The 15,807-nt window shown below is 41.2% G+C and carries 14 protein-coding genes and 1 pseudogene; 9 read left to right on the plus strand and 6 right to left on the minus strand.

From position 1 onward, the window contains the following. Positions 1–7 precede the first annotated feature (7 nt). The 7 genes from RMZ95_RS22185 (at position 8) to RMZ95_RS22215 (ending at position 8,362) form a co-directional block, all read left to right on the plus strand. Positions 8–1,363 (plus strand): hypothetical protein, encoded by a 1,356-nt coding sequence (locus RMZ95_RS22185; RefSeq protein WP_322683589.1) that lies wholly within the window; start codon positions 8–10, stop codon positions 1,361–1,363. Positions 1,364–1,686: 323 nt separating this feature from the next. Continuing rightward, the gene (locus RMZ95_RS22190) at positions 1,687–2,436 is read left to right on the plus strand and encodes a PspA/IM30 family protein (protein WP_322683590.1); all 750 of its coding nucleotides are present in this window, start codon (positions 1,687–1,689) and stop codon (positions 2,434–2,436) included. A gap of 162 nt (positions 2,437–2,598) precedes the next feature. After that, a complete protein-coding gene (locus tag RMZ95_RS22195) occupies positions 2,599–3,375 on the plus strand; it encodes a PspA/IM30 family protein (protein ID WP_322674924.1) in 777 nt (258 codons plus the stop codon). Between the two features lie 174 nt (positions 3,376–3,549). Next, the gene (locus RMZ95_RS22200) at positions 3,550–3,885 is read left to right on the plus strand and encodes a thioredoxin family protein (protein ID WP_322683631.1); all 336 of its coding nucleotides are present in this window, start codon (positions 3,550–3,552) and stop codon (positions 3,883–3,885) included. Positions 3,886–4,019: 134 nt separating this feature from the next. Beyond that, complete coding sequence (locus RMZ95_RS22205) at positions 4,020–5,306, plus strand: LL-diaminopimelate aminotransferase (protein WP_322683591.1); 1,287 nt, start codon at positions 4,020–4,022, stop codon at positions 5,304–5,306. 604 nt (positions 5,307–5,910) lie between these two features. Next, positions 5,911–7,383, plus strand: a complete 1,473-nt coding sequence (locus tag RMZ95_RS22210) for an NF038130 family PEP-CTERM protein (protein WP_409883447.1) — start codon at positions 5,911–5,913, stop codon at positions 7,381–7,383. 556 nt (positions 7,384–7,939) lie between these two features. After that, entirely contained in the window at positions 7,940–8,362 is a 423-nt protein-coding gene (locus RMZ95_RS22215) for a response regulator (RefSeq protein WP_322683593.1), read from the plus strand. A gap of 20 nt (positions 8,363–8,382) precedes the next feature. Here RMZ95_RS22215 and RMZ95_RS22220 read toward each other — a convergent pair whose 3' ends face one another. Further along, positions 8,383–8,562 carry a hypothetical protein gene (locus tag RMZ95_RS22220; RefSeq protein WP_322674919.1) on the minus strand — a complete coding sequence of 60 codons (180 nt, stop codon included), beginning with the start codon at positions 8,560–8,562 and terminating at the stop codon, positions 8,383–8,385. 739 nt (positions 8,563–9,301) lie between these two features. On the opposite strand from RMZ95_RS22220, the gene uvrC reads away from it, so the two are divergent. Further along, positions 9,302–11,179: an excinuclease ABC subunit UvrC gene (gene uvrC / locus RMZ95_RS22225; RefSeq protein ID WP_322683594.1), complete on the plus strand. Its 1,878-nt coding sequence runs from the start codon at positions 9,302–9,304 to the stop codon at positions 11,177–11,179. A gap of 420 nt (positions 11,180–11,599) precedes the next feature. Here the strand turns inward: uvrC and RMZ95_RS22230 are convergent. After that, positions 11,600–11,689 (minus strand): annotated as a pseudogene (locus RMZ95_RS22230) (hypothetical protein); the annotation flags it as partial. Between the two features lie 295 nt (positions 11,690–11,984). Between RMZ95_RS22230 and RMZ95_RS22235 the strand changes: the two are divergent. Further along, positions 11,985–12,164, plus strand: coding sequence for a replication restart DNA helicase PriA (locus RMZ95_RS22235; protein WP_118168842.1), 180 nt, complete (start codon positions 11,985–11,987; stop codon positions 12,162–12,164). Positions 12,165–12,244: 80 nt separating this feature from the next. Here the strand turns inward: RMZ95_RS22235 and RMZ95_RS22240 are convergent, their stop codons facing one another. The 4 genes from RMZ95_RS22240 to cobM all read right to left on the minus strand — a co-directional run bounded on the left by RMZ95_RS22240 (position 12,245) and on the right by cobM (position 15,706). Beyond that, entirely contained in the window at positions 12,245–12,763 is a 519-nt protein-coding gene (locus RMZ95_RS22240) for a hypothetical protein (protein ID WP_322683595.1), read from the minus strand. Between the two features lie 474 nt (positions 12,764–13,237). Continuing rightward, positions 13,238–14,329, minus strand: a complete 1,092-nt coding sequence (rlmN, locus tag RMZ95_RS22245; RefSeq protein WP_322683596.1) for a 23S rRNA (adenine(2503)-C(2))-methyltransferase RlmN — start codon at positions 14,327–14,329, stop codon at positions 13,238–13,240. 79 nt (positions 14,330–14,408) lie between these two features. Further along, positions 14,409–14,762 carry a phenylpyruvate tautomerase MIF-related protein gene (locus tag RMZ95_RS22250; protein WP_322683597.1) on the minus strand — a complete coding sequence of 118 codons (354 nt, stop codon included), beginning with the start codon at positions 14,760–14,762 and terminating at the stop codon, positions 14,409–14,411. A gap of 161 nt (positions 14,763–14,923) precedes the next feature. After that, positions 14,924–15,706, minus strand: a complete 783-nt coding sequence (gene cobM, locus RMZ95_RS22255; protein ID WP_409883475.1) for a precorrin-4 C(11)-methyltransferase — start codon at positions 15,704–15,706, stop codon at positions 14,924–14,926. Positions 15,707–15,807: the final 101 nt, after the last annotated feature.

A 15,807-nucleotide genomic window follows, 5' to 3' on the forward strand; every position in this document is an offset into this window, starting at 1 on the left:
AAAGGCAATGACTCAAAACTCCCTGAACGACTCCAGTACTCATCAATCGTCTAAAACACCTGGGTTGAAACCAGTACTAGCAGCAGCACTAGCAAGTTTAGAGGTGCCGCTAGATCAAGAGTTAGCTCGATACCGACGCACGCGAACTGGTTTGGTGTCATCTAAGCAGTCCCGTGTTGCAAGTTACATCAGCAAACAACCCCAACCCTTAACTACCATTTCGACAATATTGGGCGCAACTCAGTCATCAGCAACGGAAATTAAAACCAACGTATCGCCTGCATCTGTACCCGTGAATCCTGAGATGAATCCAGCGCCAGCTACGGCAAAAATTGATGTCTCACCCGCATCTGTAGCTGTGAATACTGAGATGAACCCAGCACCAACTACGGCAAAAACTGAGGAACTGAATAATCTTAATCTGCCCTCCACCGCCAATGCAGCTAAAACACAAACTCAACTTCCACCACCTCCACCCAACTTTAATAGCAGCATTGTGCCAGCGATCGTTAAAAATACTAAAAGCGAAAATCACTTGCAGACAGATGATAGCCCCAAGCACCCAGATGACTATTTAGAATCTAGTGAAGCACTGCTGCGAAGTCTGACAGAAGAACAACCAGAAACCAAGAAACCAAGCAATTCTAGCGACAGTCTGCTATCACCTTTGGGTATTGGCTCCATGTTGCTGCTATTGGTGGCTAGTCTGATCTTGGGTTATGCAGTCTTCAATCCCAAAAGCTTGCCACAATGGAATTTAGGCAACTTATTTAACGGCAACTCCTCTCCCACACCAGAAAATACTGAGGAAGTTGGGAGTAATGTCCAACCTCAAATTCAACCACCAAGCACATCTATACCCAAATATCCCAATCTAGCTACTGAAGAGTTTCCTGAAGTAAGAGATCCCAATGATGTAGTTGGCTTAAAACCCAAAGTCCAACCAACCCCCGCAGTAGTGCCCAATCCAATTGTTACCCAAAACCCTGCAAATCCTCAAGGGGCATTGTCTAACCCCAATACAGCCCAACAGACTAACCCGATCGCCTTAGCACCAGTACCGAGACTACAATCCTTGCCTCCTCTTTCTTTACCTTCCACTTCACCGACAAAAACCTCGCCCAAGCCAATCGCAACCTCACCAAAGCCAGATGCAGAAATGAAACTAGGAACAGATGGGTTTTATCATGTAGTGATAGATAATAAAGGCGCAGCTTTTGCCTCAGCACGGCAGGTAATTCCTGATGCTTATTTATCGCCTAACAAAGAATTGATTTATCTGGGTGCTTTTAAAACTAAAGAGCAAGTAAAACAACAGATGAAACTGTTAGAAGCGAAAGGAATCAAGGCACGAGTTCAGTAACTATGAATTGCAAAAATCTACGATACCATGAGATAACAGTCCTGAGTCAATAAGTGCTGAGTTGTGTTAGCGGATAGCTAAGGTTTAGCCCGTGCTGAGTGGTAGAGACAAAATATTGTTTGTTTGCGACCCCACAACAAAAAATATTATACTCAAAACTTTTATTAGGCACTCAGCACTCCATAACTACCCTATGACAAAAAATATTACTATACTCAGGACTTTAACTAGGCACTCAGCACTCTATAACTAAATTCATTACTCAGCACGGGCTAAACGCCCTGCTAACAGCACTCAGAACTGGATTTCGTTGGAGAGCCGATATGGAATTAATCAAGCGTATCCTGCGGGTGATTCGCGCTAATCTCAATAGTTTGATCGGTGGTGCAGAAGATCCAGAAAAGATTTTGGAGCAAGCTGTCCTGGAAATGCAGGAAAATCTGGTGCAGTTGCGGCAGGGTGTAGCACAAGCGATCGCTACCCAGAAACGCACCGAACGACAAGCAGCGGCCGCTCAATCTCAAACAGAAGAATGGTATCGCCGCGCCCAATTAGCGCTGCAACAAGGCAATGAACCTCTAGCACGTGAAGCTTTGACTAAGCGCCAAGCCTATAAAGAAACGACTACAGCCCTTTTTTCGCAGATAGAGCAGCAAAACGAGATAGTTGCTAGGCTAAAAAAGGATATGCGATCGCTAGAGTTAAAAATTTCCGAGGCGAAAACTAAAAAAGATATGTATATTGCCCGCGCCCGTTCTGCTGAAGCGTCTTATCGCCTCCAAGAAATGCTCGGTGGAGTTTCTGCTACTAGCAGTCTGAGTGCTTTTGAGCGCATGGAAGAAAAAGTTTCACAGATAGAAGCTCAATCAGAAGCCATAGCTCAACTTAGTAGCGACGACTTGGAAACACAATTTACTTCTTTGGAATCTAATGATGTAGATACCGAATTGGCGGCGATGAAGGTACAGGTTTTCAAGCAGTCAGAAAACACACAGCACAAAATCCTAACTGAGGAGAGCCAAAAGACAGAGCAGCCTCCCCAACAGCAGTTACCCAAAACTCAGGATTCTTGAAGTTCTACTAATTACCCCAGTTTGGCGATATCTTAACAATTAAGAGTTGTTAGGAGGTACTGATTCAAACTGGAAAGATTACATTGAAATAGGTAGCTATAAAAAAGTAAAAAAGCTAACTGTCCAAGAAAAAGCGTAAATCACACAAGGAAAAACAAAGTTATGGGATTATTCGATCGCATTAAGCGAGTAGTTAGTTCTAACCTCAACGACCTGGTTAACAAAGCCGAAGACCCCGAAAAAATGCTAGAGCAAGCCATCCTGGAAATGCAGGAAGACTTGGTACAGCTGCGTCAGGGAGTAGCCCAAGCGATCGCCGCCCAAAAACGCAGTGAAAAACAGTATAATGATGCCCAAAATGAAATCAATAAATGGCAACGCAATGCTCAACTAGCGCTACAAAAAGGTGATGAAAACTTAGCACGACAAGCTTTAGAGCGTAAAAAAACTTATACGGATACCAGCACAGCCCTCAAAGCTAGTTTAGATACCCAAAGCACCCAAGTTGATACCCTCAAACGCAATTTAATCCAACTGGAAAGCAAAATTTCTGAGGCTAAGACCAAGAAAGAAATGCTCAGAGCGAGAATCACCACTGCCAAAGCCCAAGAGCAACTCCAAGGCATGGTGCGTGGGATGAATACCAGCAGTGCAATGTCTGCCTTCGAGCGGATGGAAGAAAAGGTCTTGATGCAAGAAGCCAGGGCCCAGGCACAAGGAGAGTTAGCGGGTGCTGATTTAGAAAGCCAATTTGCTCGATTGGAAGGTAGTAGCGATGTTGATGATGAATTGGCAGCCTTGAAAGCGCAAATGTTACCACCTGCCGCTCCCCAAAATCAAGCCCAACTGCCACCGCAACAAGAAGCCACTGCTCCTAAATCTAATGAGGTGGTTGATGCTGAGTTAGATTCCTTACGCAAGCAATTGGATCAACTGTAAAATTGACAGAAAACTTATTTAAGCTAGTCCCACACCTGTTGGCTGTGGGATTTTACGTCATTAGTCAATAGTTAACAATCCTAATCACTATAAATTATTAACTATGGACTATTGACGACTTTGGGATAAAGTATTGTGTGTGCCAACTTCGATCGCCACCTGATGGAGACTGCAATGAGTAAGGCTGTAATCACCATAACCGATGCTGAGTTTGAAACCGAAGTGTTAAAAGCCGAGCAGCCTGTATTAGTTTATTTTTGGGCTTCCTGGTGTGGGCCTTGTCAATTGATGTCGCCCCTGATTAACTCAGCTGCTACCAAATATAGCGATCGCCTCAAAGTCGTTAAAATGGAAATTGACCCCAACCCATTGACTGTTAAGCAGTATCAAGTGGAAGGCGTACCCGCTCTCAGACTATTTCAAGGCCAGGAAGTTTTGATATCCACCGAGGGAGTCATCGGCAAAGATAAATTACTCGAACTCTTAGATACGTACTTAAATAGTAATTAGTCATTGGTCATTAGTCATTGGTCATTGGTCACTTGTACTGAGCGTTGCCCTTGGCGCAGCCTCTGGTAGAGAAGTATTGGTCATTCGATCAAAGGACAAAGGACAAATGACAAAGGACAAATGACAAAGGACAAATGACTAACATACAGTTTGCAAAACGTTTACAACCCCTAAAATCTAATGTATTTGCTGATATGGACAGAGCCAAGGCTGTCGCTTTGGCCGCTGGCCGAGAGGTAATTGATTTATCCTTGGGGTCTTCCGATTTACCAGCCGAGGCCCACGTTCTTGAGGCGATCGCCCAATCTCTTGGCGATCGCAGTACCCACGGTTATCTATTATTTAACGGTACCCTTGGATTCCGCGAAGCCGCAGCCAACTGGTACGAACAAAAATTTGGGATCAAAGTCGATCCTCAAACTGAGGTACTACCTTTAATTGGTTCTCAAGAAGGCACAGCCCATTTACCCCTAGCAATACTTAATCCAGGAGATTTTGCCCTGTTGCTCGATCCAGGTTATCCATCCCATGCGGGGGGAGTCTACCTAGCCAGCGGTCAAATCTACCCGATGCCACTACTGGCAGAAAATGGTTTTTTACCAGTTTTTGCTGATATTCCTGCCCCAGTTCTGGCCCAGTCGCGGATGATGGTATTAAGTTATCCTCATAATCCCACCGCTGCGATCGCACCTCTATCTTTTTTCCAAGAAGCTGTCGCCTTCTGCCAACAACACAATCTCGTGTTGGTTCACGATTTCCCCTACGTAGATTTGGTATTTGGAGAGAGTGGGGACTGGGGACTGGGGACTGGGAGACAAGGAGACAAGGACACAAGGGGAATCCCCAATACCCAATCCCCAATACCCAATACCCAATCCCCAATACCCAATACCCAGTCCCTAGTCCCTTCAATTCTGCAAGCCGATCCAGAAAAAAGCGTCTCGATTGAATTTTTCACCCTTTCCAAGTCCTACAATATGGGTGGCTTCCGCATTGGCTATGCCATCGGTAATGCTCAGTTAATTAACGCCTTACGCCAGGTAAAAGCCGCCGTTGATTTTAATCAGTATCGGGGAATTTTGAATGGTGCGATCGCAGCCTTAACTGGCCCTCAATCTGGCGTAAAATCTGCTGCGATCGCCTTCCAGAGGCGGCGTGATGCTTTCATCAATGCTTTACACCGTATTGGCTGGAATGTTCCCACTCCCGAAGCCACAATGTACATCTGGGCAAAATTACCCTCACCTTGGAGTGAAAACTCCGTAGAATTTTGTACCCAGCTAGTCAAACAAACTGGTGTAGCAGTTTCTCCAGGTGCTGGCTTTGGCAAATCTGGAGAAGGGTATGTCCGTTTTGCCTTGGTGCATGAGCCACCTTTGTTAGAAATTGCTGTAGAAAGAATGGCTGAGTTTCTTCATTAAATTTCTTCTCAAGCTGAACGCCAAGGATTTTTGGCGGCAAAGTCTATCAATGGAACACGCGCTATGGCACACATTTGTGCATTGGTGTCAACTTCAGGTAAAAGTTAGGTTTAGCAAACGTTTTGGAGTTGCCCTCATCCCCTAACCCTTTCTTCCAATTTGGGAGAAGGGGAGCTGGAGAATTTCCTCCCCCGTTCCAAATGGGGAGAATATCTGGGGGTGAGGGCAAAACTCATACAGTCAGGAGATTTCAGCATTAGTTGGCACTAATGCACATTTGTACATCCCTAATAATCACCGTATTGTACTGATCTGAAAAAGATTACACTGTACTTTTAGCAACTACATCTATTAAGACAAAATACGTAATTAAACGTATAAAACTATCAAAACATTCTTCATCTTTTTATTGATAATCAGCGTTAACTTTACCCAATCAGGTCTCCTCGTTTCTTAAACTGGGTTTGTACGCTCAGATACCAAAGACGGCTAACAATGCAGGTAAGCATCTGTATAGCCAAAAAACCTGTGGTCAAGAAAGCCTAAGCCTAAAAACGACAGTAGTTTAAAACTTAACTTCCAAACTGACAGAGACTTGAAAACAATGAAAACGACTTTTCAGACACTTATAATTGGTGCCTCAATGGCTATTGGTGTGAGCGCTCTTGCCACTGCCCCAGCACACGCTACATCTTTTAGTTTCGATAATAATGGAGAAATTAACACTTACACTGGTGGCTCAAATGGTACCTTCATTAAAGGGAATGCCCAAGGTGGTACTAAAGCTGCGATCAAAGCTTTGACAGATAACGACTCCAGTTCTAACGTTGAGCTCTGGTATAGTAGCGAAACCCCAGATTCTAATGTTGGCTTCACCGCCACAAAAGGAAACTACAGTGCCACCGTTAGTAGTGTCACTGCTAATGACTGGAATAGTTTTGGTTCCCAATGGCTAGGCGATTTATTGAGTAGCTACACACCATTTCAATCAGTTTGGAACGGGTTTTCAGCCGACAGCAAATCACTAATAACTAGTTATTTTCCTTCCTTGGGAATGGGAGATCCGAACATTGGTGGTTTCCAATTCGGTCAGAATGGCGGTGTGGAACTGAAATTAGTTGGTCACTTGGATGTAAAGACTAAACTTGCAACAACTATTTCTACTAAGGTTGATGAAAAGTGGAATGCAATTAAATCACAGTTTCCTTCACAAACAACTCAACCAACCCTTTCACAACTTGAAAGTTCAATTCCACAACTACAAACACAACTGAGCGCAATTCCAGGACAAATTACCACGCTGCAAACACAACTCAACGCAATTCCAGGACAAATTACCACGCTGCAAACACAACTCAACGCAATTCCAGGACAGATTACCACACTGCAAACACAACTGAGCGCGATTCCAGCACAGATTACAACACTGCAAACACAACTGAGCGCAATTCCAGCACAGATTACAACACTGCAAACACAACTGAATGCAACTCCTAACAACACTCCAGCAAATCAAGCAAAAAGGCAAGAACTGTCAAATCAAATTTCTCAACTGAATACTCTCAAAAATCAGACACTGCCAGGTCAAATTTCTCAACTGAATACTCTCAAAAATCAGACACTGCCAGGTCAAATTTCTCAACTAAATACTCTCAAAAATCAAACACTGCCAGGTCAAATTTCTCAACTGAATACTCTCAAAAATCAAACACTACCAGGTCAAATTTCTCAACTGAATACTCTCAAAAATCAGCTACCAGGTCAAATCTCTCAACTCACATCATTTAAAGATGTACTAACTCTGCAAGCTGCATTAAATGCATATCAAGGTGAAATTGCGGCTAGTGAAATTGCTAAGGTAGTTACTGGTGGTCAAACTTACTATGCTTATAGCTTTAACCCCACTGCATCCGGTATTACTGCTTCTGATGATGGTGTATCTTACAGTGCAATTTATACTTGGTCAACACCTAATTATATCCCTCACTCAGTACCAGAACCCTCAGTAGTATTTGGTATTTTAGGTGTTGCTGGTATCTTTGTTACACAACGCAAGTTAAAAAAAGTATCTGGTTGAAACTCCGGTTTCCATTCCAAAAAATAAGTAAGGGAGCTATTAGCTCCCTTTTTTGATGAATAATTCCTTGCAGCTATAATAAATTTAATCTTCTAGGTTATACTATTTCTAAAAATACTTGCAACAAATGAATCGGTTGCAAAATTCTACATCTGTATGTCCCTAGCAAGTTAATTTATTTATAATATGGATTTTGCACAATAGTATTGCTTACCCTCACGGCTTCAGGAAAGGCTATTACCATAATATAAGTACCAGTATTACTTAAGTAGTTTTACTCATAAAATTTAGGCAACTAAATTTGTAAAAACAGAAGTTAACTTAATAATCTAGATTATAATAAATTAGTAAAAAAAAGATTAATTTTTGATTTAACTACATTTAATAATACTATCATTTTAGTATTGTAGTGCAGCTAAATTTAATTGATTGATATTTTTGATTTAGATTACATAAGTACAATTTATATTTATTTCACTCTTTAAATGCCCTACTGTTTTAGTTTATGGTAATAATGACTAGCTTTTAATTAAGATAATCAGATAATAGGTTAGCAATGACAGTACAATTACTCAATATAAATCAGCCATTGCAGTCACACAAAGTTAGACGAATTTTACTAGTTGAAGACCATTACCTCAATCGGATGTTACTTAGTGACTATCTAAGTTACTGTGGTTATGAAGTCCAAAGTTTATCAGAAGGTTCTGCTTTTTTCTCAACCATAGAGAAATTCGAGCCAGATTTAATGTTATTGGACTTGAAATTGCCAGATGTTGACGGTTATTCACTCTTAAAACAAGTCCAGCAAAAACCTGATTTGTCAAAAATACCTATCATTGTGGTTTCAGCCTTTGCTTTTAAAGCAGATCGAGAACTAGCTCTGAGTTTGGGCGCACGTAACTATTTTGTCAAACCTTTAAAACTCAAGGATCTCATCCTTGCAATTGAAGAACAGTTTACTTGTCGCAACAAATAATTTTTTTGTTATGTGTGTCTTTATTCTGCTTTTTGGCCAGCAATAAATTCTTCAACGCACTCACTAAGAGTTTGTACAGAACTGCCGATTGTTGAAATTTTCTGTTGTACTTGCGCTAATAACAAAACTGCTGTTTGCAATTCATTGAGAGTCTCAGCCATAGCCTCACGATACTGGACTTCAAAATCTTGTAAATTCATAGTTTAGCTCTTGTCCAAAATTATTATAATAACTATATTATCAATCATAATCGTAAATTTAACTGACTAAATCCGTTAATTCGCTTAAGGTTATAAATTCAACAAATAAACACAAATAGTATCAATAGATAAAATTTTAATTGAATATTTATTTAACCAATATACAAGTATATTCTTTATTAAGAAAAACACAAATTAATCCAAGAGATTATCATCTAATCTAAAATATAAAATTTCAGATAATAAAGTATTATCAATTGAAAAATGTTAATTATAGATTCAAAAAGCAAAGTTTTTATTCTGACAGTAGCAGCCAATGACTAAGAATTGCAGTCACTTTTCTAGCAAGGCTCTAGCTTAGAAGCCGACGACCCTGCGAGAAGGCAAGGAACTAGCTACAGCAGACTTATCTTTGTGCAAACTAAAAGCCTACCTGACTTGAGAGTGCTGTTAATGGATAGCTAGGGTTTAGCTCGTGCTGAGTTAGGAGTTATATCATGTCCGCCTAATCAGTTATAATTCGCGCATCTGTGCAAAAACCAGGAAATCCTCTTTCCCCCAGCTAAGAGCTCCCAGCAAGAACTGCGGTCTTAATGATAAGTCTTTAACCGGACACGATATTATTATTTTCCCCAGTCCCTCATGACTGCTACTTTGTATTTACTTGATAAATAATTTATTAAATCGGCACGAAAAAATAATTTTTCTTAAAATAGAGAAAGATTACCTAATTTTGGTTGTGACAATATCTACTCAAATATTACCACTGGTTAAAGAGCCAGAACGACTAGAAAACCGTCTAGCCGAAATTCCACCGGAACCGGGGGTTTATTTCATGCGGGACAGGAGCGATCGCATTATCTATATAGGTAAATCGCGTAAGTTGCGATCGCGTGTCCGTTCCTATTTCCGGGATGGCTACAACAAGACTGAACGTATCGCCACGATGGTCAAGTTGGTGACAGAAATTGAATTCATCGTCACTGACACTGAAGCGGAAGCTTTAGCGCTAGAAGCTAATTTGATCAAGCAGCACCAACCATACTTTAACGTGTTGCTCAAAGATGATAAAAAATATCCTTATCTCTGCATTACTTGGTCAGAAGATTATCCGCGAATTTTTATTACCCGTAAACGCCAATTCGGTAAAGAAAAGGATAAATTTTACGGGCCTTATACTGATGCTGGTTTATTGCGAGAAATTGTCCGCATCTGCAAGCGCATTTTTCCACAGCGACAACGACCCCAACCACTTTTTAAAGACCGCCCTTGCTTGAATTTTGATTTAGGGCGTTGTCCTGGTGTGTGTCAACAGATGATTTCACCAGAAGAATATCGCAAAATTGTCCAAAAAATAGCGATGGTTTTTCAAGGTCGAACCCAGGAACTGATTGATATTTTGACCCAACAGATGAACGCAGCCGCTGAGAACTTGAATTTTGAGTCAGCGGCGCGGATTCGCGATCAAATTTCTGGGTTAAAGTCGCTGACAGCTGACCAGAAAGTTTCCTTACCAGATGATACTGTTTCGCGGGATGCGATCGCACTGGCAGCCGACGAACAGCACGCCTGCATTCAACTATTCCAGATTCGCGCTGGGCAATTGGTAGGACGTTTAGCCTTTGTGGCGGATACTCACGCGGAACCAGGAGCTATTTTACAACGAGCTTTAGAGGAACATTATCAAACTGCTGATTCCGTAGAAATCCCTTTAGAGATTTTGGTACAGCATGATTTACCAGATGCGGAAATATTGGCAGATGTCTTAACTCAACGTAAAGGCAAAAAAGTTACAATATTGACTCCTTTGCGCCAAACTAAAGCAGAATTAATAGAGATGGTAGAGCGAAATGCTCAGTATGAATTGCAAAGAATGCAGAAATTTGGCGATCGCAATCACCAAGCAATGCAAGATTTAGCCACCATTCTCGATTTACCAGATGTACCCCACCGCATTGAAGGTTATGACATTTCCCATATTCAAGGGTCAAATGCTGTAGCTTCGCAAGTCGTGTTTATCGACGGATTACCTGCAAAACAGCACTATCGTCACTACAAAATTAAAAATCCCACGGTGACAGCAGGACATTCAGATGATTTTGCTAGTCTTGCTGAAGTCATCCAGCGGCGGTTCCGTAAATATGCGGAAGATCCGCAATTAGCGCGTTTGGGTAATCCTGACTGGCCTGATTTAATCATGATTGATGGTGGTAAAGGTCAGTTATCATCAGTTGTCGCCGTTTTGCAAGAAATGAATTTATTAGAAGACTTGCGAGTTGTAAGTTTAGCAAAGCAGCGAGAAGAGATTTTTTTACCAGGAGAATCTAAACCCTTGACAACTGATGCAGAACAACCTGGGGTACAGTTGTTGCGGCGGCTGCGGGATGAAGCGCATCGGTTTGCAGTGAGTTTCCATCGTCAACAGCGCAGTGATAAATTGAAGCGATCGCGTTTAGATGAAATTCCTGGCTTAGGACATCATCGACAAAAGCAGCTACTAGGGCATTTTCGCTCAGTTGATTATATTCGCCAAGCGACAACCCCACAACTTGCCGAGGTTCCAGGAATCGGGCCGCGTTTGGCTCAAGAAATTTACGATTATTTTCATCCTGCTTGAGGAGATTAGTAGTCTGTCAAATTTCAATTTATGTATGAATAAACAAGTTTGTAGTAAGAGCTAAAGTCCTTACTACACACACTTAAAACTAGCTTGAAAAAGTATTAGTTCCACTCTCGCAGAGGATTCTGTTAAGTTTGTCTGCGAGAATTTAAGATGTGTATATCTGACTTTTCACGTTATGTGGAAAAGTCCACGAAAAACCTAACCCCCTAACCCCCTTCCCGACGCGGGAAGGGGGAAATTCAAAGTCTCTCTCCTTTTAGGAGAGAGATTTAGAGAGAGGTTTTCCAGATGCCGTGAAAAGTCAGGTGTATATACCGTAAATTTACGGTATCTCGTAACTATATCTCGTAACTATGGTAATTTTGATTAAATTTTCACACCAGAATTCCACCTCATAAATCTTGCCAGCAAAAATTAACTAATCCTTAAGATAACTATTTTGTTACTAAATATACAGTATTTTCTGTAGTTTAACTTTTGAATACAAGAACGGCTATTTTTTGTATCTGTCCAAGATGACTATAAATAAGCCTCTCTCAAAGCATTCGTCATAGGGATCAGTAAATATCTAAGCGTCATTTAATTAAAAAAGAATTTATGTACCTAAAGTAAGAGGGTAAAATCACTTAAATTATAGGATAGTATAGAGATAAATCGAAGTTTTTTAAAATCTGAAATTTTGTTTAAAATAATTAGCCAATATTAAAGTCGTTTGTTAAGTTGGGTCAAACCAAAATCTTTTCTACTTTAACTGGCAGTTTTCTCAAATAAAAAATAAATTACAACCAGGGGTTTTAAAATGCAGACAGTACAAAAAATTTACTGCCCAAATTGCGGCAGCCAAGCAGAACGTTATTATATTTCTGATAGTCAATTAACTCGAACACAATGCTCTAGTTGTGACTACTTGATGATTAGTTGCACTCGCACTGGCAAAGTAATTGAGGCTTATGCACCAGGAATTTATGCACAGCGCTAAATAATAAAAATCAAAAAAAATTAGAGAATATTTTCTCTAATTTCCAATAATAAATTTACTTGTCATAAATTTTAAAGACTTTACAGATTATTCTGTTGTCTGAGTTGTTGCTGTCGGATCTGTTCTTGTAACCTAAATTGTTGCTGTTGTCTAATTTGTTGATCTTGTCTAAGTTGTTGCTGTTGTATTCTCAGTTGTTGCTGTTGTGAAAAGTCCTGCTGTTGTAGTCTTGTTCCTTCCTGTTGTAGTCTCAATTGTTGCTGACGCAACATTTCTTGCCGTTGTTGTGTAAATTCTTGTTGTTGGATTATCTGTTGTTGTTGTAGTTGTTGTGGTTGTTGAAAATTTTGCCGTAGCCATGTTTCGTTCATTCGTTCTTGTGTTTGCTGATTTTGCTGTTCTTGTTGTTGTCTGATTCTTTCTTGAAGCGAATCTTGTGTCTGGGGATTCGTCCGAATTATTTGTTGGGGATTTGTCCGAATTATTTGTTGGGGATTCGTCTGAATTATTTGTGCAGATGCAGGAAAATTAATCGATAAAGCTTTGGCAAGCACAATCAATGGTAGCCATACTTTAACCAACGATAAGCGATTCAACATATAATTATTTCCTCAATTGTTATAGGTTGGGTTGAGCGATCGCTAAACTCTTAAAATGTCAACAGAATTTCCCTATACATCAATATAGGGGCTTGCAATAGTTAACTGAAGCTAATGTCTTGTTTACCGTTATGGGCTTACGCGATACTTACGGCTGACTACGCCAACATTCTTCAGTCGGCGACGTGTTCTAAATATTAGTGCGTTGGGAATAGCTTTCTAAATCAAGGTTATATCCAGTGCATTCTCTTGATTTTTCATAAAACTCTTGCTTCTTAGATATTCATCTTAATTAAATTATATATTTAAATTTTTTACATGATTTGCCGGATTCCCGTAAATCTACCTGCGGTAGGTAAGTTAACAAAGGGATCTCAAGCGGTTTTACGCCAGAGATAAAAAGAGATGTATCTGAAGACATATCTCTGTTTATCTGCGGTTTGATATTCATTCATAGAATTGATTGCAACAAGTTTAATTTTTACTTGCTCTTAGTTGCCCGCAAGCAGCATCGGCTTCTAAACCACGGGAATAACGGACACTCACAGCAGTATTTTGTTGCTTAAGAGCGTTGACAAATGCTTGAATGCGATCGCGGTTGGGACGTTTGTAGTCTACTTCTTGAATGGGGTTGTAAGGAATCAAATTCACATGACTTTGGAATCCTCGCATACATTTTGAAAGTTCTAATGCGTGTTCTGGTAAATCGTTGACACCAGCTAGAAGAACATACTCAAAAGTAACGCGGCGGCCAGTGATTTCTACATATTCTCGACATTCAGCCAGTAAATCTTCTAGAAGATAGGCGCGGGCGCTAGGGATGAGTTTTTCTCGTAGTGCTTGGTTGGGTGCGTGGAGACTTACAGCCAAAGTGATTTGCAAATTATTTTGCGCGAACTGACGGATGCGATCGCGAATCCCCACTGTAGAAACTGTAAGCGATCGCTGCCCAATACCGACATCTTGATTCAGGGATTTTAGGGCTGCTAAGACATTCTCAGTATTCAACAACGGTTCGCCTAGCCCCATAAACACCACATTGCTAACCCGTTGTTGAAAATCTTCTTGCACAGTCAACACCTGATCGACAATTTCATGCCGTGCTAGATTGCGTTTGTAGCCTCCCTTACCAGTAGCGCAGAAATCACACGCCATTGGGCAACCCACCTGAGTAGAGACGCAAACTGTCAAACGGGCTTTTGGGCCTTCTCCCCTTTCTGCAAAGGTGGGGATACCAACAGTTTCAATAATTTGCCCGTCTGTTAATCGTAAAAGATATTTCACTGTACCATCGGGAGCCTCAGAGCGGTAATGTAAAATTGAGCGCCCAATGGGAACTTCTGCTACTTCTTGCCGCCATTGCTTGGAGAAGACAGAAATATCAGCTAGCGATCGCACCCCTTTGTCATAAATCCATTCATGCAGCTGCTTTCCTCTGTAAGCAGGTTGTCCTTGTTGCTGCACCCAAGTAGTTAACTCTGCCAGAGAAGCACCTAGAAGAGGAGGGATTAATTCTGATTTTTCTGAGTTGAAGTCAACCTGAGATACAAGAGGCGTAGCAGACATAAAAAAATCGCGAGTTGATGTTGGATCTCTATCCTACACCTGCTAGATCGAGTTAGTCTTGACCAAAGAAGATGAGGAATTAACCAAAAGTTGTGCTGTTCCACCCCCACATTGCACCCTTTGCGTCTGCAAACTCTATGTAAATACGATTTTTCGGCACGCCTAGAGTTTGGTTAATCTGCTGGCAAAAGTCTTGACTCATTGCTACGGTTTGCTCTGGCTTCATCGTGCCAACGCTCTTAATTTCAATGTAGCAAACTGGGTCTGTATTCCCTGCAAAAGTCATCGGAATTCCTGATTCAAAAGCAGTCATTACATAAGATTCTGGTTTTCCCAAATGTTTCGCTAACTTGGCTGAGAGGTTTAAAAGCATTGACTCAATTTCAGCTTTTTGAGGAGCAGACGCAGAAGTTTGCACTTTAATTAAAGGCATAGTACCGAATTGGAATTTTGGATTTTATTACACTGTTAAGTTTACCGAAACGCAGAGGAAATGAGGGATGGGGCGACAAGGGAGATGAGGAGAATAACCCATGCCCAATGCCCAATGCCCAATGCCCAATGCCCAATGCCCAATGCCCAATGCCCCACTATTTAGTAATGAGATGAGCGAAATAGGTGATTATGTTCGGGATGATATAAACGCGATCGCCCTTTTGCTGTCGAGGCTGTCGAGAGGGCTGGACTGATTATATAAAGTGTAGTGCGAATTAGTTTTTCTTGATGAGTGCAGTCTGCCATTTGATTTAGGGGGACAACCCTGATTTTTTCATCGGGCCATCCAATGCGAAAGCAAATCGCAATGAGAGTTTCGGCTGGATAGTGTTCGAGTAGTTTAGCTTGGGCATTTTCGACGTGACGCGCACTTAAATACAAGCAGAGGCTAGCCTGATGTGCTGCAAGAGTGGCTAATTCTTCGGCGGCGGGGACTTCTGTACGTCCGCTGATGCGCGTCAAGATAATGGTTTGAACTAAACCGGGTACAGTCAGTTCTACTTTGAGTTTGGCAGCAGCAGCTTGAAAGGCGCTGATCCCAGGTATGACTTCAAAAGGAATATTTGCCTCTGCCAAGAGGTGCATTTGCTCGTGGATAGCGCTGTAGAGACTAGGATCGCCAGAATGGAGACGGACTACAGATTTGTGCTGCGATCGCACTCTATCGATCATAATTGGCAAAATCTCTTCTAAAGTCTGATTCGCAGTTCTAATTATCTCGGCATCTTTTCGGCAAAGTTCTAAAATTTCTTCAGGTACTAAAGAATCAGCAAATAAAATTACATCAGCAACAGCCAGTAATTTCTGCGCCTTCACCGTTAATAAATCAGGATCTCCAGGGCCAGCTCCGACAATATACACAGATGGGTCTATGGCATACAGTGTTTTTTTATAGCTTAGGTCTTCTGTACATTCACTTTGAAAAGAACCCACGACAATCCCTCAAAAAATTTTTTTGATATTTTCTCAGTATCTTTCCGGAT

It is taken from the genome of Nostoc sp. DedQUE07, assembly GCF_034530975.2.
Classification (GTDB): Bacteria; Cyanobacteriota; Cyanobacteriia; order Cyanobacteriales; family Nostocaceae; genus Nostoc.